19 protein-coding genes and 1 pseudogene are annotated in these 24,627 nt (G+C 64.4%); 10 read left to right on the top strand and 10 right to left on the bottom strand.

The features are described 5' to 3' along the window. The first annotated feature begins 105 nt into the window (after positions 1-105). The 10 genes from AC1DXX_RS26430 to AC1DXX_RS26385 all read left to right on the top strand — a co-directional run bounded on the left by AC1DXX_RS26430 (position 106) and on the right by AC1DXX_RS26385 (position 13,265). On the top strand, positions 106-1,125 hold the full coding sequence (locus AC1DXX_RS26430) for a TRAP transporter substrate-binding protein (protein ID WP_478137181.1): 1,020 nt from the start codon (positions 106-108) through the stop codon (positions 1,123-1,125). A 6-nt stretch (positions 1,126-1,131) separates the two neighbouring features. Next, on the top strand, positions 1,132-3,027 hold the full coding sequence (locus AC1DXX_RS26425; protein WP_478137180.1) for a TRAP transporter large permease: 1,896 nt from the start codon (positions 1,132-1,134) through the stop codon (positions 3,025-3,027). A 37-nt stretch (positions 3,028-3,064) separates the two neighbouring features. Next, the gene (locus tag AC1DXX_RS26420; RefSeq protein WP_478137179.1) at positions 3,065-3,604 is read left to right on the top strand and encodes a VOC family protein; all 540 of its coding nucleotides are present in this window, start codon (positions 3,065-3,067) and stop codon (positions 3,602-3,604) included. 2 nt (positions 3,605-3,606) lie between these two features. Continuing rightward, positions 3,607-4,875: a ribulose-bisphosphate carboxylase large subunit family protein gene (locus AC1DXX_RS26415; RefSeq protein ID WP_478137178.1), complete on the top strand. Its 1,269-nt coding sequence runs from the start codon at positions 3,607-3,609 to the stop codon at positions 4,873-4,875. Next, entirely contained in the window at positions 4,872-6,215 is a 1,344-nt protein-coding gene (locus AC1DXX_RS26410) for a four-carbon acid sugar kinase family protein (protein ID WP_478137177.1), read from the top strand. Before AC1DXX_RS26415 ends, AC1DXX_RS26410 begins: the two co-directional genes overlap by 4 nt. A 367-nt stretch (positions 6,216-6,582) precedes the next feature. Then, positions 6,583-6,873 (top strand): hypothetical protein, encoded by a 291-nt coding sequence (locus tag AC1DXX_RS26405; RefSeq protein WP_478137176.1) that lies wholly within the window; start codon positions 6,583-6,585, stop codon positions 6,871-6,873. 131 nt (positions 6,874-7,004) lie between these two features. After that, positions 7,005-7,625: a YjbF family lipoprotein gene (locus AC1DXX_RS26400; protein ID WP_478137175.1), complete on the top strand. Its 621-nt coding sequence runs from the start codon at positions 7,005-7,007 to the stop codon at positions 7,623-7,625. Then, positions 7,622-10,573 (top strand): YjbH domain-containing protein, encoded by a 2,952-nt coding sequence (locus AC1DXX_RS26395; protein WP_478137174.1) that lies wholly within the window; start codon positions 7,622-7,624, stop codon positions 10,571-10,573. The genes AC1DXX_RS26400 and AC1DXX_RS26395 overlap by 4 nt, the downstream gene beginning before the upstream one ends. Continuing rightward, positions 10,570-11,004 carry a low molecular weight protein-tyrosine-phosphatase gene (locus AC1DXX_RS26390; RefSeq protein ID WP_478137173.1) on the top strand — a complete coding sequence of 145 codons (435 nt, stop codon included), beginning with the start codon at positions 10,570-10,572 and terminating at the stop codon, positions 11,002-11,004. Before AC1DXX_RS26395 ends, AC1DXX_RS26390 begins: the two co-directional genes overlap by 4 nt. Continuing rightward, positions 11,001-13,265 carry a polysaccharide biosynthesis tyrosine autokinase gene (locus tag AC1DXX_RS26385; protein ID WP_478137172.1) on the top strand — a complete coding sequence of 755 codons (2,265 nt, stop codon included), beginning with the start codon at positions 11,001-11,003 and terminating at the stop codon, positions 13,263-13,265. Before AC1DXX_RS26390 ends, AC1DXX_RS26385 begins: the two co-directional genes overlap by 4 nt. Before the next feature lie 201 nt (positions 13,266-13,466). Here AC1DXX_RS26385 and AC1DXX_RS26380 read toward each other — a convergent pair whose 3' ends face one another. The 10 genes and pseudogenes from AC1DXX_RS26380 to AC1DXX_RS26335 form a co-directional block, all read right to left on the bottom strand. Then, a complete protein-coding gene (locus AC1DXX_RS26380; RefSeq protein ID WP_478137171.1) occupies positions 13,467-15,275 on the bottom strand; it encodes an acyltransferase family protein in 1,809 nt (602 codons plus the stop codon). A 513-nt stretch (positions 15,276-15,788) separates the two neighbouring features. After that, positions 15,789-16,856 carry an acyltransferase family protein gene (locus AC1DXX_RS26375; RefSeq protein WP_478137170.1) on the bottom strand — a complete coding sequence of 356 codons (1,068 nt, stop codon included), beginning with the start codon at positions 16,854-16,856 and terminating at the stop codon, positions 15,789-15,791. A 62-nt stretch (positions 16,857-16,918) separates the two neighbouring features. Next, the gene (locus AC1DXX_RS26370; RefSeq protein ID WP_478137169.1) at positions 16,919-18,913 is read right to left on the bottom strand and encodes a polysaccharide biosynthesis protein; all 1,995 of its coding nucleotides are present in this window, start codon (positions 18,911-18,913) and stop codon (positions 16,919-16,921) included. A gap of 45 nt (positions 18,914-18,958) precedes the next feature. Continuing rightward, on the bottom strand, positions 18,959-19,354 hold the full coding sequence (locus tag AC1DXX_RS26365) for a VanZ family protein (RefSeq protein ID WP_478137168.1): 396 nt from the start codon (positions 19,352-19,354) through the stop codon (positions 18,959-18,961). Continuing rightward, the gene (locus tag AC1DXX_RS26360) at positions 19,351-20,529 is read right to left on the bottom strand and encodes a DegT/DnrJ/EryC1/StrS family aminotransferase (RefSeq protein ID WP_478137167.1); all 1,179 of its coding nucleotides are present in this window, start codon (positions 20,527-20,529) and stop codon (positions 19,351-19,353) included. Before AC1DXX_RS26360 ends, AC1DXX_RS26365 begins: the two co-directional genes overlap by 4 nt. Before the next feature lie 2 nt (positions 20,530-20,531). Then, positions 20,532-21,194 carry an acetyltransferase gene (locus AC1DXX_RS26355; protein ID WP_478137166.1) on the bottom strand — a complete coding sequence of 221 codons (663 nt, stop codon included), beginning with the start codon at positions 21,192-21,194 and terminating at the stop codon, positions 20,532-20,534. Further along, positions 21,191-21,805 (bottom strand): sugar transferase, encoded by a 615-nt coding sequence (locus AC1DXX_RS26350; RefSeq protein WP_478137192.1) that lies wholly within the window; start codon positions 21,803-21,805, stop codon positions 21,191-21,193. Before AC1DXX_RS26350 ends, AC1DXX_RS26355 begins: the two co-directional genes overlap by 4 nt. A gap of 102 nt (positions 21,806-21,907) precedes the next feature. Further along, a pseudogene (locus AC1DXX_RS26345) lies at positions 21,908-23,038 on the bottom strand (glycosyltransferase family 4 protein); the annotation flags it as partial. A 4-nt stretch (positions 23,039-23,042) separates the two neighbouring features. Further along, entirely contained in the window at positions 23,043-24,179 is a 1,137-nt protein-coding gene (gene wecB / locus AC1DXX_RS26340; protein WP_478137165.1) for a non-hydrolyzing UDP-N-acetylglucosamine 2-epimerase, read from the bottom strand. A 25-nt stretch (positions 24,180-24,204) separates the two neighbouring features. Then, positions 24,205-24,627 (bottom strand): polysaccharide biosynthesis C-terminal domain-containing protein (locus AC1DXX_RS26335; protein ID WP_478137164.1); only part of this gene is annotated, 423 nt, incomplete at its 5' end.

Raw genomic sequence — 24,627 nt, 5'->3', positions numbered from 1 at the left:
TCGAAGTTTGACCCGGATCATGCATCCTTCTATCTTCGCTGTGGCCCGAATCCAATGATGCATCAGATTGCATCAATAGCATTCCGAAGATCCTGGAGACAAAACATGACATCGCTGACCCGCCGCAGTGCCTTGCGCACGCTTTCCGCCCTCCCCGCCGCCGGCATCGTGTCGGCGCTGCCGCGCCTCGCGCGCGCTGCGGAGTTCTCGTACAAGTACGGCAACAACCTCCCGCTCAGCCATCCGCTGAACATCCGCGCGCAGGAGGCGGCCGACCGCATCGCGAAGGAAACCAAGGGCCGGGTCGAGATCAAGATCTTTCCGAACAACCAGCTCGGCGGCGACACCGACATGCTGGCGCAGGTGCGCTCGGGCGGCATCGAGTTCTTCACGCCCTCGGCGCTGGTCATCGCCACGCTGGTGCCGGTGGCGGCGATCAATGCCGTCGGCTTCGCGTTCAACGACTACGACCAGGTCTGGGCCGCGATGGACGGCAAGCTCGGCGCGCATGTGCGCGGTGCCATCGCCAAGTCGCGCCTCCATGCCTTCGAGAAGATGTGGGACAACGGCTTCCGCCAGACCACCAGCAGCAAGGCCGCGGTCACCTCCGCGAAGGACATGGACGGCCTGAAGATCCGCGTGCCGGTGAGCCCGCTGTCGATCTCGATGTTCAAGGGGCTGGGCGCCGCGCCCGCGAGCCTGCAGTTCAGCGAGGTCTATTCCGCGCTGCAGACGAAGATCGTCGATGCGCAGGAGAACCCGCTGCCGATCATCCAGGTCGCCAAGCTGTTCGAGGTGCAGAAGTTCTGCTCGCTCACCAACCACATCTGGGACGGCTACTGGTTCATCGCCAACGGCCGCGCCTGGGACGCACTGCCCGACGACCTCAAGGCCATCGTCTCGCGCGCCATCAACGACGCGGGCATGCAGCAGCGCGAGGACATCAGGAAGCTCAACGAGTCGGTCGTCGGCGACCTGCAGGCCAAGGGCCTCACCATCAACCGCCCCACGGCCGACAGCTTCCGCGCCAAGCTGCGCGATTCGGGCTTCTACGGCGAATGGAAGGGCCGCTTCGGCCCCGAGGCCTGGGCGCTGCTCGAAGGCGCGGTCGGCAAGCTGGCCTGATCGCCCATGGTGCATGAATCCACTTTCGAAGCGGCCGCCTTCGCGGGCGCCGGGCCCTGCGCCAACGCACTGAGCGGCGTGGCCGGGCGCGCCGATCGGGTGCTCGGCGGGCTGGTCGAGGCCGTGGCCGCGCTGCTCGTGCTGGCAGAGATCGGCGTGCTGTTCGCGGGCGTGGTGTCGCGCTATGTGTTCCATGCACCGCTGGTGTGGTCGGACGAACTGGCGTCCATCCTCTTCCTGTGGCTGTCGATGCTCGGCGCGGTCGTGGCGCTGCGCCGCGGCGAGCACATGCGCATGACGGCGCTGCTGCAGAAGGTGACGGCCTCGACGCGCGCGATGCTCGACGCCTTCGCCATCGCGGCCTCGGTCGCGTTCCTGGTGCTGATCATCTGGCCTTCGATCGACTATGCGCACGAAGAGTCGTTCATCGTCACGCCCGCGCTGGAGATCAGCAACGCCTGGCGCGCCGCGGCCATTCCGGCCGGCATCGGCATCATGCTGGCGATGGCGCTGCTGCGCCTGCTGCGCGTGTGCACCGGACGGCAGATCGCGGCCGCGGTGCTCGGCGTGGCTGCGCTGGTCGGCGCCTTCTGGCTCGCCGCGCCGCTGTTCGCGACGCTCGGCAAGTTCAATCTCGTGATCTTCTTCGTGGTCGTGGTGGCGGCCACCGTGCTCTCGGGCGTGCCCATCGCCTTCTCGTTCGCGCTGGCCACCTTCGGCTACCTGGCGCTCACCACGCGCACGCCGCTGCTGGTGATGGTGGGCCGGCTCGACGAGGGCATGTCGCACCTGATCCTGCTCGCGGTGCCGCTCTTCATCTTCCTCGGCGCGCTGATCGAGATGACGGGCATGGCGCGCGCCATGATCCAGTTCCTCGCCAGCCTGCTGGGCCATGTGCGCGGCGGCCTGTCGTACGTGCTGATCGGCGCGATGTACCTGGTGTCGGGCATCTMCGGTTCGAAGATCGCCGACATGGCGGCCATCGCGCCCGTGCTGTTTCCCGAGATGGTCAAGCGCGGCGCGAAGCCCGGCGACCTGGTGGCGCTGCTCTCGGCCACCGGTGCGCAGACCGAGACCATTCCGCCGTCGATCGTGCTGATCACCATCGGCTCGGTCACCGGCATCTCCATCGCGGCACTGTTCACGGGCGGGCTGCTGCCGGCCGTGGTGCTCGGCGCGGCACTGTGCGTGGTGGTCTGGTGGCGCTACCGACGCGAAGACCTGAGCGGCGTGCAGCGCCACAGCAAGCGCGAGATCGGCAAGCTGCTGCTGGTCGCGCTGCCGGCGGTGCTGCTGCCCTTCGTGATCCGCGCCGCCGTGGTCGAGGGCGTGGCCACGGCCACCGAGGTGTCGACCATCGGCATCGTCTACTCGGCGCTGGTCGGCCTCTTCGTGTACCGGCAGTTCGACTGGAAGCGGCTCAAGCCGATGCTGGTCGACACGGCCTCGCTCTCGGGCGCCATCATCTTCATCGTCGGCTGCGCCACGGCCATGGCCTGGGGCCTCACGCAGTCGGGCTTCTCGCAGGACCTGGCACGCGTCATGGGCGCCCTGCCCGGCGGCGCCTACGGCTTCCTGGCGGTGTCGATCGTCGCCTTCATCGTGCTGGGCAGCGTGCTCGAGGGCATTCCGGCCATCGTGCTGTTCGGGCCGCTGCTGTTCCCCATCGCCAAGGCGGCCGGCGTGCACGAGGTGCACTACGCGATGGTCGTGATCTTCGCGATGGGCATCGGCCTGTTCGCACCGCCTTTCGGCGTCGGCTACTACGGCGCCTGCGCCGTCAGCAAGGTCAACCCGGACGAGGGCATCAAGCACATCTGGGGCTACATCGGCGCGATGCTGATCGGCCTGGTGCTGGTGGCCGCCTTCCCGTGGTTCTCGACCGGCTTCCTCAAGTTCTGATCACAACAACACACTCACATCAACGGAGCCAACCGCAATGAGTCGATTCCTCGGCGAGATCCGCCAGCTGGGCTATGTCGTGCACGACATCGAAGCCGCCATGGACCACTGGAGCACGAAGCTGGGCGTGGGCCCGTGGTTCTACAACCCCCGGGTGCCCATCAAGAACTACCGCTACAACGGCGAGGCGCACGAGCCGCACAACTCGGTGGCACTGGCCAACTCGGGCTATGTGCAGGTCGAGCTGATCCAGACGCGCAACGACGTGCCCTCGATGTACCGCGACTTCCTGCAGGCCGGCCGCACCGGGCTGCAGCACGTCGCCTACTGGACGGCCGACTACGACGCCGACCTCGCACGCCTCACCGCGCAGGGCTTCAAGCCGGTGATGAGCGGCGAGGTGGGCGAGCGCGGCCGCTTCATCTATTTCGACACCGAATACCACCCGGGCACGGTGATCGAGCTGTCCGAAGTGGCGGGGCCGAAGGGCAAGATGTTCGACCTGATCCGCAGCGCCTCCGAAGGCTGGGACGGCAGCGAGCCGGTGCGGCCCTTTCCCGACCTGAGCAAGCTGTGACGATGGTGCCCGAACGCATCCGCGCGCGCTACCTCGTCGAGACGCCGCTGGACCCGGCCGCCGTGGCCGAGGTGATGGCCGGCGAGCAATCGTGCGGCACCTTCACGCGGGTCGAGGGCGAGACCGATGCGCTGCGCGAACGCGCGCGCGCCACCGTCGAGGCGATCACCGAGCTCGCGCCGGCCGAGGCGCCGAGCCTGCCGAACGCACTGCTCGAACGCAGGGGCACGCGCGGCCCGTGGCGGCGTGCGCACGTCGACATTTCCTTTCCCGTGGCGAACATCGGCGCCAACCTGCCGACGCTCGCCGCCACGGTGTCGGGCAACCTGTACGACCTGGGCGAAGTGACGGGCCTGCGGCTCGAATCGCTGCAGCTGCCGGCAGCCTACCGCGCACGTTTCGAGATGCCGCGCGCCGGTATCTTKGGGACGCGGCACGCCACCGGCGTGGCGACGGGCGCGCTGGTCGGCACGATCATCAAGCCGAACGTGGGGCTGTCCGCGAACGAGACTGCCGAGCTGGTCGCAAGACTCTGCGCCGCGGGCGTCGATTTCATCAAGGACGACGAAGTCTGCGCCGACCCCGCCCATGCACCGTTGGCCGAGCGCGTGCCGGCGGTGATGGCGGCCGTGCGTGCGCATCGGGAGCGCACCGGCAAGCACGTGATGGTGGCCTTCAACATCACCGACGAGACCGATGCGATGAAGCGGCATGCCGACCTCGTGGAGCGCGAAGGCGGCTCCTGCGTCATGGCCAGCCTCAACGGGTGCGGCTATTCGGGCATCCAGACCCTGCGCCGCCACACCGGCCTGGCGCTGCACGGCCACCGCAACGGCTACGGGGCGCTGTCGCGGCACCCGCTGCTGGGCATCTCCTTCCAGGCCTATCAAACGCTCTGGCGGCTGGCCGGCGTCGACCACATGCACGTGCACGGCCTGCAGGGCAAGTTCTCGCAGCCCGACAGCGAAGTCGTCGAGTCGGCGCGCGACTGCTTCACGCCGCTGACGGACGCCGCGGACGACCGCGTGATGCCCGCCTTCTCGTCGGGCCAATGGGCCGGCACGGTGCCGGCCACCTGGGCTGCCATCGGCAGCGACGACCTGCTCTTCATGGCCGGCGGCGGCATCCTCGCGCACCCTGACGGCGCGGAGGCCGGCGTGACCAGCATCCGGCAGGCCTGGTCGGCCGCGCGCGCGGGCACGGCGCTGACGGAGGCAGCGAGGCACGCGCCCGAACTGGCACGCGCGCTGGCCTTCTTCGGCAAGCCATGAATCCGGCCCCCGCGATCGTCTACTACGGCGACGATTTCACTGGCGCAACCGACACGCTCGGCACCGCGGCGCGCGCGGGCCTGCGGGCCCTGCTGTTCCTGAAGACGCCCGACGCCGCGCGGCTCGAACGCGCCGGCCCGCTCGACGTGCTGGGCATCGCGGGCGCGGCGCGCGCCATGACGCCGGAGGCCATGCAGGCCGAACTGGCGCCGGTCGTCGTGCTGTTCCGGTCGCTCGGCGCACGCGTGCTGCACTACAAGACCTGCTCGACCTTCGACAGCGCGCCGCACATCGGCTCCATCGGCGCCGCCGTGCGCGCATTGCGCGGGGCTGTCGAACAGCCATGGACCGCCATCGTCGGCGGCCAGCCCAACCTGGGCCGGCATTGCCTGTTCGGCAACCTGTTCGCCGCGGCGGGCGCCGGCGGCGAGGTGTTTCGCATCGACCGGCATCCGACGATGAGCCACCACCCGGTCACGCCGATGCATGAGGCGGACCTGAGGCTGCATCTGGCCAGGCAGGGCCTGGCCGACGTGCGCTCCGTTCCTTTCCCGGCCGCTTCGCAGGGCCCGGAGGCGCTCGAGGAGGCGCTGCAGCGCGCGCTGAGCCCGCCATCCCCTGGCAGCAGCGCCGAGGCCGTGCTGTTCGACGTGGCCGATGCCCCGCAGCTGGCAACGATCGGCCAAGTGCTGTGGGCGCAGGCCAGGCGCGCCACGTTGCTTGCCGTGGGCCCGAGCAGTGTGGTCGATGCGCTGGCTACCGCGCTTGGCACACGCAGCGATGCGCAGTCTGACCCGCGCCGCGTGGCTCCCGCGCGCGGCCCCGTGCTGGTTCTCGCCGGAAGCCTCTCGCCCGTGACGGCACGACAGGTAGCGGCGGCACGGTCCTTCGATCCCGTGTGGCTCGATGCGCCAAGGCTCGCGCGACTGGACGCTGCCACGCTGGAGCGCTACGCGGAAGAGATCGCGCAGGGGCTTGCGCGCGGCCGAAACGTGCTGGCCTGTACCCGGCCCGCCGAACAGAAGCTCACGCAAGGCAACGTCGACGCCCAGGCGCTCGCGCGCGCCGGCGGCGATTTGCTGGCAAAGGTGCTCGCCATGGCCCCATTGCAACGCATCGGCATCGCCGGAGGCGACACCTCGAGCCACGCCGTGCAGGCGCTCGATGCATGGGGACTCTCCTATGTGGCCGACATGGGCGCGGGCGCATCGCTGTGCCGCGTCCACAGCGACGAGGCCGCGCTCGACGGCATGGAGATCATGCTGAAGGGCGGCCAGATGGGCTCGGCGGATGTGTTCGAGCGCCTGGTGCACGGTGCGGCCAACGGCCCGCTTGAATAAGAACGAAGCACTCAGCCACCGGGACGCTCGATTCCGGGAAAAGCTTCGTTTATTTATTGAAACCAATAATTTCAACAGCAGAAGATTTTTCCACTTCAACGGCGCTGCAACCTCTGAAAAACGCCTCTCAAAATAATTCCGAAGTTCTAATTTTTGTTTCAATTGTCAGCTTCAAGATTCAACTTGCCGCCCGTGGAAGCGTTGCCGTTTTAGCGTAAACCACACCCCGTCGTCGCCTGTTTTTGGCTATCGGTCTCCCCCTTGGAGTGGTAGCATTCATTTCGTTGACGGGTAACAACGCGCATTGCAGGTTACTTTCAGTTGTAGTCCCCGTTCACTTCCAAGCTTCATTCGAACAGGAACGTCCATGAAACATAGTCACCTGATCGCAGCCATGGCCATCGCAGCCTTTGCGGCCGCGCCTGCACTGGCCCAGCAACTGCCTACGCCGCCAGCCGACGCTGCTGCTGCCGTGCGCGCAGCAGGCGGTGGCAGCCTCACGGGGCAACAGGTCGGCCTGTTGGCTGGCAGCGGAGCGCTGCTGGCGGCTGCCGCTGGTGGCGGCGGTGGCAGCGGTGGTGGCAGCTTCCTCCTTCCCGGCGGCGGAACCGGAACTGGAACCGGGACCGGAACCACCGGGTCCACCGGCACCAGGTAATGACCGGAGCCCTCCGCAAGGGGGGGTTCCCAGCGAGAGTCCAACGCGCCGCTGGCGCGGTGCGAAAACTAGGATGCTGCGTACTCGCATCATCCTTTTTTTTGGGCGGATGCTCTTCGGGCTCCTCGGCAATGCTTGCCACGGCTCGGCACCTCTACAACGCCTCGCCCTCGGACTCCCACACATTTCGTCCGGAGTTCAGCTATTTGCGCGCCAACTTCGAGGGCCGCACCGTCTTTCTCGTGCTCGGATACGTCGACGCCCACCCCGAAGGTCCTACAGAGGTCTGGTACAGCGCCTCGGGTGAAGCGGTGCGATTGCGCCATGGACGCCTTGTGGGGACGGCCGGCCTGACGACCGACTGGCGCGCAGTGCGCCTCTTCAATACGCCTGCCTGGCCCTCCGCCACCGCTGCCGAGCGTGCCACGGCACGCTTTCAGCGCGAGCGCGATCTGATGCCTGGCTACCGCTCGGGCATACGCGACGAGATCGAACAGCGGCCGATCGAGCCCCCCGCTGACAGCCTGCTCGCCGGCAGGCCGGCGAGTTCGCTGCGCTGGATCGAGGAACGCAGCAGCACGCGCCCGGCTTCGGCGTCGCTGCCGCCAGCCCGCTTCGGCCTTGCCCCGATCGGCGACAGGCTCGAGGTGGTCTATTCCGAGCAGTGCCTTTCCCGTGATCTGTGCTTGAGCTTCGAGCGGTGGAATCCGTCTGTGCCAGCCAACGTTGCTTCGACAAGCGCTGGTTCATGACCCCGCCTCCGCTCGGCACGGTCACCAACCCACTTCACCTCACTCTGCTGGCCGCAGCGAGCGTGCTGATGATGTCCCCCTCCCATGCCGCATCGAGCGTCCCTGCCGACGCCGCGGAAGTGCGGCCGGGCGAGCGGCTCAGCGACTGGCTGCTGCGCCAGCCCGAGCACGCAGCTGGCCCGGGCCTGGCGTGGCAGGTGCCGCAGGAAGTGCTCCCCCAGCAGTTCCTGAAGGACACGCTGCTGGTCGCGGTCGAAGCAGCCATACGATCGGCCTCGCCCGAGGAACGCGCGCCGCGCGAGCGGCTCCTGTCCATGCTGAACAGCCTTCCGGCGACTGGCCGCGTGGCGCTGGGCATCGTCGATCCGCGCTGGCTGCAGGCGAATCCGAAACAAGACCCGGTGCTCAGCGAAGGCCAGCGGCTCGCCATCCCGCCTGCCCCGCTGCGATCGGTGACCGTGGTGCAGCCGGACGGCAGCTTTTGCCGGGTGGCGCACGAAAGCGGACGCTTGGTGCTCGACTACCTTGGCGCCTGCGGGCTCGGCGGCGAGGCCGACTGGGCCTGGATCGCGCAACCCGACGGCCGCACCGCGCGCGCGGGCATTGCGGGCTGGAACGCAGAGCCCGCCGATGAACCCTCCCCTGGCGCCTGGATCTGGGCCCCGCCGAGTCGCATGCCCGATCTGGCGAACCTTTCCGAAGGCCTGATCAAGTTCCTGGCGGTGCAAGGCCCGTCGCCGCAGGAATTCAATGCGCCCCCGGCCGCCAACGCAGCCGTGTTCGCCGCACCCACCGTCGCCGGTACGCTCCCCGAGGCGGTGGCCTCGCAGCCGCGCCCGCTCGACATCAGCGGCAACGACTGGGGCGAAACCGGCCTGCTGCAAACGCCCACGGCCCGCATGGGGCTTGCCGGCGACATGCGCGCGTCGTTCACGTCGACCTGGCCCTACACGCGGCTGAACTTCATGTTCCAGCCGCTGGACTGGATGGAAGCGGGCTTTCGCTACACGTCGATCTCCAACCGTGCGTACACAGCCAGCACCACCGGGCAGTCGAACAAGGACAAGAGCATCGACATCAAGCTGCGGCTGTGGAAGGAAACCGCCCGCGTGCCCGAACTCGCGCTGGGCTTCCGCGACCTTGGCGGCACCGGGCTCTTCTCCGGCGAGTACCTGGTGGCAAGCAAGCGTTGGCACGACTTCGATTTCAGCCTTGGCATCGGATGGGGCTACCTGGGCTCGAGTGGCAACATCAGCAACCCCTTCAAGCTGCTGGGCAGCCGCTTCGACACCCGCGCCCCATCGAGCACCAACCAAGCCAGGTTCGGCTCCTACTTTCGTGGCCCGGCCGCCCTCTTTGGCGGCGTGCAGTGGCGCACGCCTTGGGACCCGTTGACCCTCAAGCTCGAGTACGACGGCAACGACTACCAAAGCGAGCCGCAGAACAACAACCAGCGCCAGCGCTCGCCTTTCAACATCGGCCTGTCGTACCGCGTGTCGCCCAAGGTCACCTTGTCCGCCGGCTTCGAGCGCGGCGACAAGTTCATGATCGGCCTCACGCTGGCAAGCAACCTGGCGACGTCGCAGTCGCCCAAGCCGGCCGACCGGCCGCCGCCGGAGTTCAGGCCACAGGCGGCCGAGCGCTCACCCGGCTGGGCGGCAACCGCGGCAGAGATCGAAGCACAGACCGAGTGGACCGTCGAGCGCATTGCGCCCAAGGACGACGTGCTGCATGTGTGGGTGTCCGACAGCAACACCGTCTATCGCACCGCGCGCGTGGAAAAAGCCATTGCGGTGCTCCACCACGATGCGCCGGACGCCATCAAGAGCTTTGTCTTCCATTACTCGGAGCGCGGGCTCGCGGTGCATGCCCAGGCCATCGATCGGGCCGAATGGGTGGCTGTGCGCATCCAGGCCTTGCCGCCGCATGCTGCGCGTGCCGTGTCCAAGCGCGACTACGAACCCGAACTGGCCCGCCCCGACGACAAGAGCAACACCGCGGTGAGCGGCGCCACCGAGGCCGCCGCTACGGACACGAACGCCCCTTGGGCGCGCCACCGCGACAAGCTCACCTTTGGCATTGCCCCGAGCTACGGCCAGATCGTCGGCGGGCCCGACGCCTTTTTGCTGTACCAGCTTGGCATCCAGGCGACTGCCGAATACCGCTTTACCCCGCGCACCTGGCTCAGCGGCGCAGTGAACCTGCGGCTGGCCGACAACTACGACAAGTTCACCTACACCGCGCCCAGCAACCTGCCGCGCGTGCGCACCTACCAGCGCGAGTACGTCACCTCCAGTCGCTTCACCATTCCCTCGCTGCAGCTCACGCACGTCGGGCAGATGTCGAGCAACCACTACTACAGCATGTATGGCGGCCTGCTCGAATCCATGTTTGCAGGCGTCGGCGCCGAATGGCTGTACCGGCCGGCGCGCTCATCGGTGGCCTTTGGCGTCGACATCAACCGCGTGCGGCAGCGCGACTTCAACCAGGACTTTGCCCTGCGCGACTACAAGGTGACCACCGGCCATGCCACCCTGTATTGGGACACCGGCTGGAACGGCGTCATGGCAAAGATCAGCGCGGGCCAATACCTTGCGGGCGATCGCGGCGTAACCCTCGAAGTGATCCGCCGCTTCGACAACGGCTTTGTGATTGGCGCCTATGCAACCAAGACCAACGTCTCCTCCGCGCGGTTTGGCGAAGGCGATTTCGACAAGGGCATTTATCTTTCGATTCCGCTGGATGCGCTGCTGCCGCGGTCGAGCAAGTTTTCGCTGAGCTTTGGGTGGTCGCCGCTCACGCGCGATGGCGGCGCCCGTTTGGGCCGCAGCAATACCCTCTACGAACTGACCTCCGTGCGCGACAAGGCCGCCTTCGACTTTGCGGCCCCGGAAGATAAAAAGCCCAACGCCGGAGACAACATCTTGAATTTCGATCGCAGCCCATGAACTCCGTTCTTGTCGTTTGCATCGGCAACATATGCCGAAGCCCGATGGCGCAAGCCTTGCTCGCCAAGGCCCTGCCGCAACTCACCGTGTCTTCGGCGGGCACGGGTGCGTTGATCGGCCACCCTGCGGACCCTATTGCCCAGGCCTTGATGGCGGAGCKGGGGCTCGACCTTGGCTACCACCGCGCGCGCCAGATCACGCAATCCATGTGCGTTGAGGCCGACCTGATCCTCACCATGGACGAAGGGCAGCGCCGCCATATCGAAAACAGCTACCCGCTGACGCGCGGCAGGGTCTTTCGCCTTGCCGAAACCGCCAAGCTGAATATTTCCGACCCCTACCGCATGGGCCAGGAAGCCTTCGAGCACGCGCTCCAACTCATCGACGCTGGCGTCAAGACCTGGGCCGAACGCATTCGGCAATTCAAATGAACACTCCTGCTGTCACCACTTCCAACGCCGCGCGCGCCGGCCAGCCTGCCGCGGCATCGATTGCAGCGGCGGACGACGACGAGATCAACCTGTCGGAATGGATCGACATCCTAATCGACCGCAAGTGGCTGATTGCGGCCGTTACCGCGCTGGCACTGGCGGTCGGCGTGGCCTACGCGCTGGTCTCCACCCCCATCTACCAATCCAACCTGCTGATCCAGGTCGAGGACGCTGCACCTGATGCCAAGGGCTTCCTCGGCGAAGCCTCCAGCCTCTTCGAAGTGAAAACGCCCGCCACCGGCGAGATCCAGGTCATCCGCTCAAGAATGGTGCTCGGCGCGGCAGTGGACCAGACGCGCGCCTATATCGACGCCAAGCCGCGCTACCTGCCGGTATTCGGCGCTTGGCTGGCGCGGCGAGCCAACGGGCTTTCGGAGCCTGGTTTCCTTGGCATCGGCGGCTACGTCAATGGCAAGGAAAGCATCGGCGTTGCCCGCTTCGACGTGCCGGTGGAGCTTGAGGACGATCAGCCCTTCCTGCTTACCGCCCAAGGCGAAGGCAAATACACGCTGATGCACGGGACGCTGGACCAACCGCTGACCGGCGTCGTCGGCCAGCCGCTGCACCGTGCACTCGAAGATGGCGCCATCGACCTGCTGATCGACAAGCTCGAAGGAAAGCCCGGTGCGGAATTCATTGTGTCGCGTGCGTCGCAGTTGCGCACCGTCGAAGAGCTGCAAAAGCGGCTGCAGCTCGGCGAACAAGGCAAGCAATCGAATGTGATCAGCGTGGCGCTGGAAGACAGCGACCGCGACCGGCTCTCCCGCATTCTGAATGCGATCGGCGAACAATACGTGCAGCAGAACGTCGAGCGCAAGGCCGCCGAGGCACAGAAAACGCTGCTGTTCCTGGACGAACAGTTGCCTGTTTTCAAGCGCCAGCTCGAAGCCTCTGAAGATGCCTACACGCACTTTCGCAACAAGAACGGCACGGTGGCCTTCGACGAAGAAGCCAAGGGCGTGCTGGCCCAGACCATCGAGTTGCAGACCAAGCTGCTCGAAGCCCAACAGCGGCGCCGCGAACTGGCCGCGCACTTCACCGATGCAAACTGGCGCGTGAAGACGATCGATGGGCAGATCGCTGCGATTGGAAAGGAGATCGGCGGCCTCAACGCACGCGTGAGCCGCATGCCCACGCTGCAGCAAGATGCGCTGCGCCTCGAGCGCGACGTGCGGGTGAACAGCGGCCTTTACCAGTCGCTGCAAAACAACGCGCTGCAGCTGCGCCTGGTGAAGGAAGGCAAGACCGGCAATGTGCGCCTGCTCGACAAGGCAGTGAAGCCCAAGAAGCCTATCAAGCCGCAGAAGTCGCAAATCGTGGCGCTAGCACTGGTGCTGGGCCTTTTGGCCGGCGCGGCGCTGGCCCTCGTACGCAGTTGGTTCTTCAGGGGCATTCAGGATCCCCAGGAAATCGAGGCCTACACCGGCCTTTCGGTCTATTCGGTCGTGCCCTTCACGGCCGAACAGACGGCGCTCGACCAAAGCATGGCCGCCGGTGCCAAGGGCATCCAGCTGCTGGCGGTGACCCACCCGGAAAGCCCATCCATCGAGGCGATGCGCAGCCTGCGCATCGCGCTGCAATTTGCCACACTCGAAGCCGGCAATAACCGGGTGCTCATTACCGGCGCAACGCCTGGCATCGGCAAGAGCTTTGTTTCAGGTAACTTCGCGGCCATCATGGCCCATGCCGGCAAGCGGGTGCTGTTGATCGACGCCGACATGCGCAAGGGCCACCTGAACAAGCAGTTCGGCCTGCCCCGCGAGAACGGCCTGTCGGAACTGCTGTCTGGCGAGCTTTCGGCACAGCAGGCCATTCGTGCGCAGGTGCTGCCCAACCTCGACATACTGACCACCGGCAAGCTGCCGACCAACCCGGCTGACATGCTGATGTCGGAAAGCTTCGTGCGTCTGCTCGACATGGTGTCCGCACAATACGAACTGGTTGTCATCGACACACCACCAGTGCTGGTTGCCGCCGACACGGCCGCAGTAGCGCCATACATGGGCGCGGTGCTGCTGGTGGCACGCGCGGATCAGACGCAACTCGGTGAACTCAACGAAAGTGCCAAGCGCCTCGCACACGGTGGCAAGGCGGTCAGCGGCGTGATCTTCAACGGCATCGACCTGACGCGGCGCCACTACGGCAGCCAAGGCTACCGCTACGGCGGCTACCGGTACACGACGTACAAGTACAACGAATAGACCGTCGAGTGGGCGGGCACCGACGCGCTGGCCTCGGGCCCAATAACGCTCGGTTTAAATCCAGCACTATTCATGGCCCGAAGACAGTCAGCCCGGCGCCGCGCGTATCTCTTTCGTGGCCGCAGCACTGGGTGCGGCTGTGGTAGCGCGTCTGCGGATTACCTCGTCGCCGGACCCGCATCAGCCCGAACTGCGCCACCATCAGGGCAATGCACGTGCTGACCTGATCTCGAGCACCCGCTCGAAGACTGGCCTGAGGCGCTCGCTCCCCGTCAACGTCAAGTGGTTCGAATCAAAGTAAAGGGGCTTCCCATTTCGCTCTATCAGTGTGCATTCGGGTTTGCAAAATGCATCCACCACTTCGAATGCCTTGACGCTTGGTGTCGCATCGAGCGCGGTCTGCAATTCGACGTTCTGTGCTCGTACATCTTCTATGCCAAGAGCTGGCAGCGGCTCTCCTCGCATGTTTCGCAGAATGAGCGAAGGCACCAGATCTGGCCACACTGGCACAGGCTTGATCAACACCACTGCAATTCCATCTTTACGAGCGAGCTCCGCTACTCTGGTGAGCGCGTCAGTGCCCAGGGTGCGAGATGCGTAGTGCAATACGATCGTGTCAGCGCCACCAGACTTTGCCTCCTTGACAACGCCGTCCGGCGAAAGGCCCCTCGCCATCAGCGGCGAGTTGTCTGCCACGAACGAAACGCCCACGCCGCCATCGGCCGCCGCACTGGTAAACACCGCTTTTATCGCATCGGCATGGCTGTTGCCCACCAATAGCACGCGTCGGCGCAGAGCAGGCACGCCACGCGTCAAGTCGCAGGAGATGGCTTTGGGATCCATGATCCGCATCAGCTTCCCACACCGGTAGGGCGAGCGATCAGACCAAGCCTGGTACACCAACATCTCACTCGCTGGATAGATCGCCCGCTGGAGAAGACCGCCCACCGGAATCAGCGCAAGCGAGGCTGTGGCTGCGGTAAGGCACCACCTCAGAAGATTCGCCTTCGAACGGAATGGACGCTCCACCAGCACATAGAGCATCGTTGAAGCCGCTACAACCAGGGCGAGCATGGCAACTGTCTGCCAGATGCTTTCCGCCTTGATCACGGTCCCGCCAAATGGCTTGTACAGGAAGAGGACGATCACCGGGAAGTGTGCCAAGTAGATCGAATAGGAATAGCCACCAAGACGCTCAAGCAGGGTTGCCAGAGGATTCGTCTCAATGCGAGCAGGGAGGCCGAAGGTCAATGTGGCCGCGGTCGCGAGGCTGATCAGCAGCGACACCGCCCCTGGATGTCCGCGCAGGAAACCCAGCGCCTCGCCGTTGACTCGGAAGAATGGAATGCTGACGACGGCAAGCATCGCGGCGGCACCCAGCCAAGTCCAGGCCGGCCCTTTGTGCGCTCTCACGTTCGAAAGATGCTTCGCGACGCCAAAGCCAACGAGGAACTCCCAGAGGCGCAGTGGCATCCAGAAAAACGATGTCTTCGGAGAGAGTCCAACGATCACAAAGCACAGTACTGCCGAAGCAAGGGCGACAAGAAAATAGCTCGCCTTTAACTTCTTGAAGAACCAGTAGAGCAGTGGGACCAGTAGGTAGAACTGGATCTCAACGCCGAGCGACCATAGATGCAGAAGCGGCTTGAAGGCACTCTTGTCGAAGTAGGAGTTCTCGTGCCAGAACCCGATATTCGACGCGAAGAAGGTGGCAAAGACCGCCTGGTCTGAAACCTGCGAGTACTCGGTCGGCGTGGTCATGATTGCGGAGAGCACCAACGTGGCAAGCACAACCGCAAAGTACGCCGGCAACAGGCGTCTGGCCCGTTTGGCGAAAAAATCCGCCTTCTTCGTCGGGTCGTACATGACGGCCATCAGGTATCCGCTGATCACGAAGAACACATCCACCCCAAGAAATCCGCTGGCGAAGCCGGAAAACCCAAGGTGGAAACAAACGACGAGGAGTACCGCGATCCCTCGCAAGATCTGAATGTCTTTTCTGTAGTTCACATTTCCCTCATTGCGCATTGCTACCGATCTGTCGGTCACGCCCGCGACGAACAAGCCAACCAGTGGCGAAGCGCTGGCTGGAGCTTTGAACCTTTATCACAGTGGCGCAGAAGCCTACGCGATTTCTGCAAAGCCCCCGGTGCTGAAGTCCATGACGTTAGTTGATGCGACGCAACTGGCAGTCGACAGCCGCGGGCGTCATCGCAGTGCCGCGGCCGGCACCCTACAAGTCGTGCCACTCACAAACCGAAATAATGAAAACCCTGGACACGGTCGCAACACGCAGTGCTGCGTTGATGATGACTGCCACAGCCCAACAGGGCTGCCAGCGCCATAGCTCCGGCCACGTCTTGGGATTCGGCTTGCCTGGGTGCCAAATGCGCGGGTACAGATTCCATGAGACGCCGGCAGCACACCCCGCCAACCTGTTGGCCAGCCGAAGCCTGAGTATGCCGAGCGATTGGCTGGAGAGGGCCGCAGCATTGGATGCGGCTGTCGCAGTGCGTCTGCGGACTACCTGGTTGCCCGTTGCCGAACGACGACTGGCTCTGCTTTGGTCACGGGCTTCAAAGAGCGACGCTTGAGTCTCAAAGCAGGACGCTCTACCAGGAGCCACGACAGCGCAGCGATCGAGAACGTCAAGAACAGCGCCAGCGGCAGGCTCGGTACAGCGAGGACCAGGAGAAGATTGATCACCGGCATGTGCCAGACATAGGTGCCAAAGCTCAGGTCAAAGTTGAAACGAACGAACGGTGTCCCGAACGCACACCATAGAACCACGGCGACATAAAGAGCAAAGTAGACCAACCCCAGTCGATTGCCTGCTGATCCGAAAAATGGGCCTGTCCCGACAAACATCAGTGCTGCCAGAGGCAGGATGGTTAGAGGGAGGAACCTAATGCTGCGTTGTATCGTGGAAAAATGCTTCACTGCCAGTATTCCGGCGCCGAACATCCAGCCCCAAGCGAGAGGGGTCAGTGCGATGAAATCGTAGACCGTCTTGTCTCGATAAACAGCGTTTTGCCAGATCGTTGGCACCAGCGCATAAATTCCAAATGATATGCAGGTGAGAAGCAGCACGGCGTAGCGAAACCGCCGCTCCAACCATACGATGACAGGGACGCAAAGATAGAAGAGGATCTCGGTGGTAAGCGTCCAGAGCGAGCCATTGATTACGCCGACACCAATGTCTCGAAAATGCCCCGGGTTATACGCCTGGCCCAGCGTCGTTTGCGCCAAGAACCACGTCGCATATGTTGGGAACTTACTCAAAAGATCAAGCCAACCATGGGCGATCAGTGCGACCGCCGCTCCCCCGAGGGTGACGACGACCAGACCAGGATAAAGTCGCAAGAATCGATTCTGAAAGTACCGATGGTCCGGCGTGTTCAGGTAGGCTGCATAGATCAAAAAGCCACTAACAAAGAAGAACGCAGGCACTCCGGGAAAATGCCGAATCAGCTCCAATCCGGGCACAGCCACACCCAGATGCTCTGCCGCATGGACCAGCACAACCTGCACTGCGAAGGCAAGTCGCAGCCATTCGAGATTGTTTTCTCGAGGGAAGGAAATAGATGGCATTGATGGGTTCGGGCGACTCAGAGATTGGTACTTACGCGCCTTTCTTGAACGAAAGCTATTCGTCAGATCGGAGCGAGCGTCGGTGGCAGGACCGCAGCACCAGCTGCCACGCCGTCAGGCGTGACTGATACAGGCGTTGGCAATGCCACGCTCTGGCGCTCACGCTCCAGGTACACCCAGTCCACCACCTCCGCATGCGGCCGGTAGCCGCCCAGAAGCTGCTGCAGCTTGCGCTTGACCGCGGGCACGTCGTTGCGCTCGAGCAGCGTGCCAAGCTCATCGATCTGCTTCACCAGCTCTGCCCACGGCGGGCACGCTTCATTGGCCTTCATCACGCGCGGATGGTCGGTGGGCATGGCGTTGTCGCCGATCAGCAGTTCTTCATAGAGCTTTTCGCCGGGACGCAGGCCGGTGATCAGCAGCTCGATGTCACCCTCGGGGTTCTGCGCGTCGCGCACCGTGCGCCCCGACAGTTCCACCAGGCGGCGCGCCAGGTCGATGATGCGCACCGGTGCGCCCATTTCCAGCACAAACACATCGCCGCCTTCGGCCATGGCACCGGCCTGGATCACCAGTTGGGCTGCTTCAGGAATGGTCATGAAATAGCGCGTGATCTCTTCGTGCGTGAGCGTGATCGGTCCGCCCGCTTCGATCTGCTGGCGAAACAGCGGCACCACCGAGCCGCTGGAGCCCAGCACATTGCCGAATCGCACCATCGAAAAGCAGGTGCGCGGGTTCTGCTGGGCCAGGCCCTGCAGCGTCATCTCGGCCAGGCGCTTGCTCGCGCCCATGATGTTGGTCGGCCGCACCGCCTTGTCCGTGCTGACCAGCACGAACTGGCCAACGCCGTTGTCCCGCGCCGCCAATGCCGCTGTGAGCGTGCCCAGCGTGTTGTTGACCAAACCCTCTACAGGGTTGTGCTCCACCAGCGGCACATGCTTGTAGGCCGCGGCGTGATAAACGGTATCGGGCCGCCACACGCTCATGATCTGGCGCATGCGCGCGCCATCGCACACCGAGGCCAGCAGCGGCACTACGCTCCGGGCGGGCGCTTGTTGCTCCAGCTCGCGGTGAATGGCATAGAGCGCATATTCGCTCCGTTCCACCAGCAGCAGTGCCGAGGGTTTCAACTGCGCAATCTGGCGGCACAGCTCGCTGCCAATGGAACCGCCCGCACCAGTCACCAGCACCACCTTGCCACGCACATTGCGATTCAACAGATCGTCGACCGGTGCTACCGGGTCACGGCCCAGCAGGTCTTCGATGTCGACTTCCATCAGGTCCTTGACCCGCACCCGGCCCTGCGCCAGATCGGCCATGCCGGGGAGCGTGCGCACGCGCAGGTGCAACGACAAGAGTTCGTTCAGAATTTGCGCCCTGCGCCCGTGCGAGACCGACGGCAACGCCACCAGCACGTCGGTGATGCCCAGCGCGGCAGCGTTGGCTTCGAGCCAGGACGGCGGGTGAATAGGCAGCCCATTCAGCGTGCTGCCCTGCAGATGCACCGAATCGTCGACGAACCGCTGCACCGCCATCTCCGGGCTGTGGGCCAGCGCCGCTGCCAACTGGCGCCCGGCCTCGCCGGCGCCGTAGATCACCACCTGCGGCAGCGTCTTGCTGCGGAGCACCTGCGTGTAAAGTCCGCCCAGCCAATAGCGTGCCATCAGGCGCGAAGCGCCCACCGTGAATAACAGGAGCGCAGGCACCAGGAGGCCCACCGTGCGCGGAATGCCCTCGACGCCTATCAAGGTGAACATCATGACGTAGCCCACGCTGAACAGGGAGCAGGCGTGCACGATGGCCATCAACGCCGCGCTACCGGCATACCGGAAGATTGCACGGTAAAGGCCCTGGACGACAAACAGCGGCAGCGCCAACATGACCGCGCCGGCTACCGCCAGCCAATGCACGCCCTTCAGTCCGGTCCACTGCTCGTAGCGCAGGCTGAGTGCCAGCCACACGCACAGCACACACAAGCCGGTGTCCACCGACAAGGCCAACACCCGCTTTACGGGGCGCGGCAGTGCCAACACAGGCGGGGCCAGACGATCGATCATGTGGACTCCCTCGAGAGGTTTCAATCAACCCGGCAATGCCGTGAATCAGTCATTGCGCGCCCCCCGGCCTGCGGGGCGCCAGCGCTCCAGCAAGAACGCCAAGCCGGCGCCCAACAGCAGTCCCACCCAATCGGCCAGCAGATCGACAGCCTCGGCACTGCGATCGGGCGTGAACGATTGCAACAGTTCGATGAGCCCGCCATAGGCCAGCAACGCGGTCAGGACGATGGCCGTGCGACCCGGCCAGGCCCATTGGCCCAGCAGCCCCAGCACGGCAAATCCCAAGGCATGGTTGCCTTTGTCCCAGCCCGTTGTGGGCAAGGCCAGCGAAGACGGCGCCAGGCTCAACACCAGCAGCACGAGCATGGCCAGCGCCAGCAGCCAGCGCCAGACCGCGGCTCCAGGCTGAGGCAACCAGCTTCGCGCAGCGTGCGAACTCATGCGGCGCTCGCTTCTTTCAACACCTGCCCGATGGCCGCACAGCCGAAGTCCATTTCGGCGGCCGTCAGCGTGGGATGCACCAGGAACATGAGGCTGGTTTCGCCCAGGGCACGCGCCACCGGCAAGCGCTCGGCCGGCCGCCAGCCCGTGCCGTCGAAAGCCTTCTCGAGGTACACCTCCGAGCATGAGCCCTGGTAGCAGGGCACGCCCAGTGCCTGTATGGCGTTCACGATGCGGTCGCGGTTCCAGCCGGGTGCCAGCCGCTCGGGCTGCACATAGACATAGCACTTGTAGTGTGCATGCACGCTCCCTTCGGGCAGGGCCGGCACGCGCACCGCCGCGTGCGGCCGGCAGGCCGCCCATAGCGCCTTTGCATGGCGCGTGCGCTGCGCAGTCCAGTCGGCCATGCGGCGCAACTGGATGCGGCCGACAACGGCCTGCATCTCGAGCATGCGCCAGTTGGTGCCGAAGCTTTCGTGCAGCCAGCGGAAGCCCGGTGCGTGCTCGCGCTGGAACACCGCCTGGTGGCTCTTGCCGTGGTCCTTGAACTCCCACATGGCGCGCCACAGCGATTCGTTGTTGGTGGTGACCATGCCGCCCTCACCGCCCGTGGTCATGATCTTGTCCTGGCAGAAAGACCAGGCGCCCACGTGCCCGATGGAGCCGACCGCCCGCCCCTTGTAGTACGCGCCATGTGCCTGGGCGCAGTCTTCGATGACCTTGAGGCCATGCTGTTCGGCCAGCGCCATGATCGGATCCATGTCGCAGGGCCAGCCGGCCAGGTGCACGCAGATCACCGCGCGCGTGCGCGGCGTGAGCACCCGGGCGATGGTGGCCGCCGAAAGGTTGCCGCTCTCGGCTTCGACATCCGCGAACACCGGCGTGGCACCCGCATTGACCACGCACGACACGCTCGCCATGAAAGTGCGCGGCGTCACCACAACTTCGTCGCCCGGCCCGATGCCCAGCGCCTTCAGCGCGACATCCAGTGCCAGCGTGCCATTGGCCAGCGCCACCGCATGCGCGGTTCCCGCCCACGAGGCGAACTCTTTTTCGAACTCGCGGCATTCCTGCCCCGTCCAGTAGTTGACCTTGTTGGAGAGCAGCACACGCTGCACGGCTTCGCCCTCTTCGGCAGTGAAGCTGGGCCAAGGGGAAAACGAGGTATTCAGCACAATCAACCTTTGGGGGGAAAGAGACGGGCCGGATTGCCCACCACCGTGGCGCCTGCCGGCACATCGCGCGTGACCACGGCACCCATGCCGACCACGGCACCGCGCCCGATGACCAGCGGCTTGCCTGGACGCCCCTGCTTGATGACCGCACCCGAACCGATGTACGCGTGGTCTTCGATGACCACATTGCCGTTGCACTTGGCGCCCGGCGCGAAGGTGACGAAATCGCCAATCACGCAGTCGTGCTCGACATAGCTGTAGAGGTTGGCGTGGAAATGCCGCCCGATGCGAATGTTGGAAGTGATCGTGACGAAGGGGCTGAGAGCCGCACCTTCGCCCAAGTCCACGTCATCCATGCGTACCACGTTGTCCGCGCTCACCGTCCAGGGGCGCACGCCATCTGCCTCGCAGCGCACAGCCAACTGCTCTCGCACCTTGCTGTTGGCAATGGCCAGCACGGCGTAACGCTCGCTCGCTTCTTCCTGCAGGAATTCTGTATAGCGCAGCACCCGCTGGCCATTGACCACAGCTGCTGCGGGAGCGTCGTCTATGAAAACAAGCCGCGCTTCGGCGATGCCCTGCCGCGCCAGTTGCGCGCGCGCCAGTGGCATCACACCCCGGCCGCAGCCGCTGGCGCCGTAGACCGCGAACAAGGGCTGCGTCACGAGTCACCTCCGCGTGAGACGGCAGCAGAGCCGGTGAAACGCGGCATGGTCGCCTCGCCCGCCGCAGAGATCCCATCGCGCACCAGCACCTTGCGCACCGTGAGCCACAGGATCTTGATGTCGAGCCACAGCGTGCGGTTGTCGACGTACCAGACATCGAGCTTGAATTTTTCTTCCCAGCTCAACGCGTTGCGGCCGTTGACCTGCGCCCAGCCGGTGATGCCGGGGCGCACGTCGTGGCGGCGCGCCTGCTCGCTGGTGTACAGGGGCAGGTACTCCGTCAGCAAAGGGCGTGGCCCCACCAGGCTCATCTCACCCCGGAGGACGTTCCAGAGTTCGGGCAGTTCGTCGAGGCTGCTCGAACGCAGGAAGCGGCCGAATGGCGTGAGTCGCTCGGCATCAGGCAACAACTGCCCACTGGCGTCGCGCGCGTTCGTCATCGTGCGGAACTTGAGCAGCTCGAAAGACCGCCCCCCCCGCCCTGGCCGTACTTGACGGAAAAAAGCAGGCTTGCCAAGCTTGCGGCTCACTTGCCAAGTCAAAAGCGCGAGAGGGACAGCAAGCAGCAGCAATGCCGCCGCCGCCAAGAAGACATCAAATACGCGCTTCACGTCGAACGTCCCTGTGGCACCCAGCCGCTTGAAGAGCGCGCCGAACCGCTCGACGCCGATTTGCAGCGACAGATGCTCGCGATAGTGGCGTTGGGCTTTCGCTCCCATTTCTGCCAAGGCCTCCGGGGCCATGGCCGCCAACGCTTCGGCGGAGGCCGCCAACACCTGCGGATCCTCGGACGCAGCGATTACTCCTCCGCCGGATTCGCGCACCAGATCGGCGGCATCGCCATCTACGGCCATCAATAAAGGCTTACCGGCGGCCATGTATGCCTGGGTCTTGGAGGGGATGGTGATTTCGAACAGCGGATCCTTGCGCAGATGCACCAGCAATGCATCGGCCGCTTCCAGCAGAGTGCCAACTTCGGCCATTGGCACAGGCGGCAAGAACACCACATTGCCCAGACGCAGTTCCGCAGTCCGCTCGACAAGGCGACTCACCTCCACGCCCCCACCAAGCAACACAAAGCAAACACGCGACCCGCGTTGTTGCAGCAGCACAGCCGCGTTCAGAACGGCATCGAGCGCCTGTGCCTTGCCCATGTTTCCGGCAAACAGGATGCGGAACTTCTCGGCAGTTGGAAACGCTGCTGGCAATTGACCGTGAGGTGCCCTGAGCGAAGCCTCGTCGGCCCAGTTGTAGATCACGTCCATCTTTGCCTCAGGCACGCCGCGTTGCACCAGCAGCTTCTTGAAGCCGGGCGAAAGCACGGCAATGTGATCCACGCGCCTGTAGACCCAACTGCAGACAGATGCAACGATGCCCAAGGCCCGCTCGTTGTTGAGCATGCCGGTTGCCCGCAAGGTGTCCGGCCACATGTCCTGAATGTCGTAGACAACGGGGATGCGGCGAAGAAGGCGGATCAACCCAGCCGCCACGCCCACGGTCAGCGGCGGATGGTAGGCATACATCACCGCAGGACGCTTGGCAAAAAGCAAGCCATAGACGAGCGCGGACGCCGCGAAGCTTGCGTAGTTCAAGACACGCTTGACGGCGGACTGGCCGTGGTCGGGATAGAGCGGCAATCGAGTGACCTGCACGCCATCTATCACCTCGCGCTGCAGCCACTTGATGCGGTACCCGGGGTACACCTTGCCACCCGGGTAGTTTGGAAAGCCTGTCACAACCTCCACCTCGAAGCCCTGGCGCACGAGCTCACGGGCAAACACGATGCCCTTGAAGGTTGGTTCGGGATCGAACCATTGCGTCAGCAGCAATACGCGAACGGCCATGGCCTTAGTACTTCTTCCACACGACGCGATTCACATAGTCGGTGTAGCTGTGAATGATGCGCAGCACCTTGTCCGAGACATTCGGCATGCTGTAGTCGGCGACTTGGCGCAAGCCACGCAGGTCTCCGCGAGGCTGAGTCTGGAGGATGGCCAACCCTTGGCGCACACGAGCAACCTCAAGTCCTACCATCATTACCGCGCCCTCTTCCATTCCTTCAGGACGCTCGTGCGCCTCGCGCAGGTTGAGCGCCGGAAAGTTCAAAATGGACGACTCTTCGTTGATGGTGCCGCTGTCGGAAAGAACTGCGCGCGCAGACATCTGAAGCTTGACGTAATCATGAAAGCCGAGCGGCTTCAGCAGACGGACATTGGCATGAAAGCGCGCCCCCGTGGCATCAATGCGCTTTTGGGTGCGTGGGTGCGTCGAGACGATCACGGGCGATCCATGATCTTCAGCCACTGCATTGAGCACATCGACCAGCTTTCCGAAGGACTGGGGAGACTCGATGTTCTCCTCGCGATGGGCGCTCACCACAAAGTAGTGGTCTGCCCCGAGGCCCAGCCGCGTGAGCACATCGGATGCATCGATGCTCGAACGGTAATGGGACAACACCTCGAACATCGGACTGCCCGTCTTGATCACCAGGTCCGGCGGCAGCCCCTCGCGCAGCAGGTAGTCGCGGGCAATGGTGCTGTAGGTGAGATTCACGTCGGCCGTGTGGTCGACGATGCGCCGGTTGGTCTCCTCTGGCACTCGCTGGTCGAAACAGCGGTTGCCGGCTTCCATGTGAAAGATCGGAATCTTGCGCCGTTTGGCTGGGATGACCGACAGGCAGCTGTTGGTGTCGCCCAGCACCAGCATTGCCTCGGGCTGCTCCTGCCCAAGCACCTTGTCGACCGCAATGATGAGGTTGCCGATGGTGTGCGCGGCACCCGTCGAATCCGCCGCACTGTTCAAGAAATGATCGGGCTTGCGAATGCCGAGGTCGTCGAAGAAAACCTGGTTGAGTTCGTAGTCGTAGTTCTGGCCGGTATGCACCAGCACATGGTCGCAATGCTCGTCCAGCCGTGCCAGCACTCGGGACAACCGAATGATCTCGGGGCGGGTGCCGACCACGGTCATGACTTTGAGTTTTTTCATGGGAATAGATCCGTAGTCGAGAGGCCTACAGTGGGCAAGCAAAGGTGTCTGGCCGCGCGCGGTCGAACACCTCGTTGGCCCAGAGCATTACGACCATTTCTTCAGTGCCGATGTTGGTGATGTCATGCGTCCAGCCGGGCACGGTCTCGACAATTTCCGGCCTGTCGCCCGCGGTGACCAGCTCATGCGCTTCGCCGGTCTGCATGTGCCGAAATTTGAAGCGCGCCTGTCCCTTGATGACCAGGAACTTCTCGGTCTTGCTGTGGTGGTAGTGCCCGCCTCGCGTGATGCCCGGGTGCGCAGTAAAAAACGAAAACTGGCCGGCGTCCGGTGTCTTGAGCATTTCGACGAACACGCCGCGCGCGTCTCCGTACTGCGGCACCGGGTAGGCGAACGACTCGGGCGGCAGGTAGCTCACATAGGTTGAATAAAGCGCCCGCACCAACCC

The organism is Variovorax sp. P4_B10 (assembly GCF_056402375.1).
Note: the sequence above shows the minus strand (reverse complement) of the source record. Positions and strands in the feature narration are given on the sequence as shown.

Coding starts and splice junctions, on each gene's coding strand:
- AC1DXX_RS26430 (WP_478137181.1), top strand. CDS start 106: ATGACATCGCTGACCCGCCGCAGTGCCTTGCGCACGCTTTCCGCCCTC.
- AC1DXX_RS26420 (WP_478137179.1), top strand. CDS start 3,065: ATGAGTCGATTCCTCGGCGAGATCCGCCAGCTGGGCTATGTCGTGCAC.
- AC1DXX_RS26410 (WP_478137177.1), top strand. CDS start 4,872: ATGAATCCGGCCCCCGCGATCGTCTACTACGGCGACGATTTCACTGGC.
- AC1DXX_RS26405 (WP_478137176.1), top strand. CDS start 6,583: ATGAAACATAGTCACCTGATCGCAGCCATGGCCATCGCAGCCTTTGCG.
- AC1DXX_RS26400 (WP_478137175.1), top strand. CDS start 7,005: ATGCTTGCCACGGCTCGGCACCTCTACAACGCCTCGCCCTCGGACTCC.
- AC1DXX_RS26395 (WP_478137174.1), top strand. CDS start 7,622: ATGACCCCGCCTCCGCTCGGCACGGTCACCAACCCACTTCACCTCACT.
- AC1DXX_RS26385 (WP_478137172.1), top strand. CDS start 11,001: ATGAACACTCCTGCTGTCACCACTTCCAACGCCGCGCGCGCCGGCCAG.
- AC1DXX_RS26375 (WP_478137170.1), bottom strand. CDS start 16,856: ATGCCATCTATTTCCTTCCCTCGAGAAAACAATCTCGAATGGCTGCGA.
- AC1DXX_RS26370 (WP_478137169.1), bottom strand. CDS start 18,913: ATGATCGATCGTCTGGCCCCGCCTGTGTTGGCACTGCCGCGCCCCGTA.
- AC1DXX_RS26365 (WP_478137168.1), bottom strand. CDS start 19,354: ATGAGTTCGCACGCTGCGCGAAGCTGGTTGCCTCAGCCTGGAGCCGCG.
- wecB (WP_478137165.1), bottom strand. CDS start 24,179: ATGAAAAAACTCAAAGTCATGACCGTGGTCGGCACCCGCCCCGAGATC.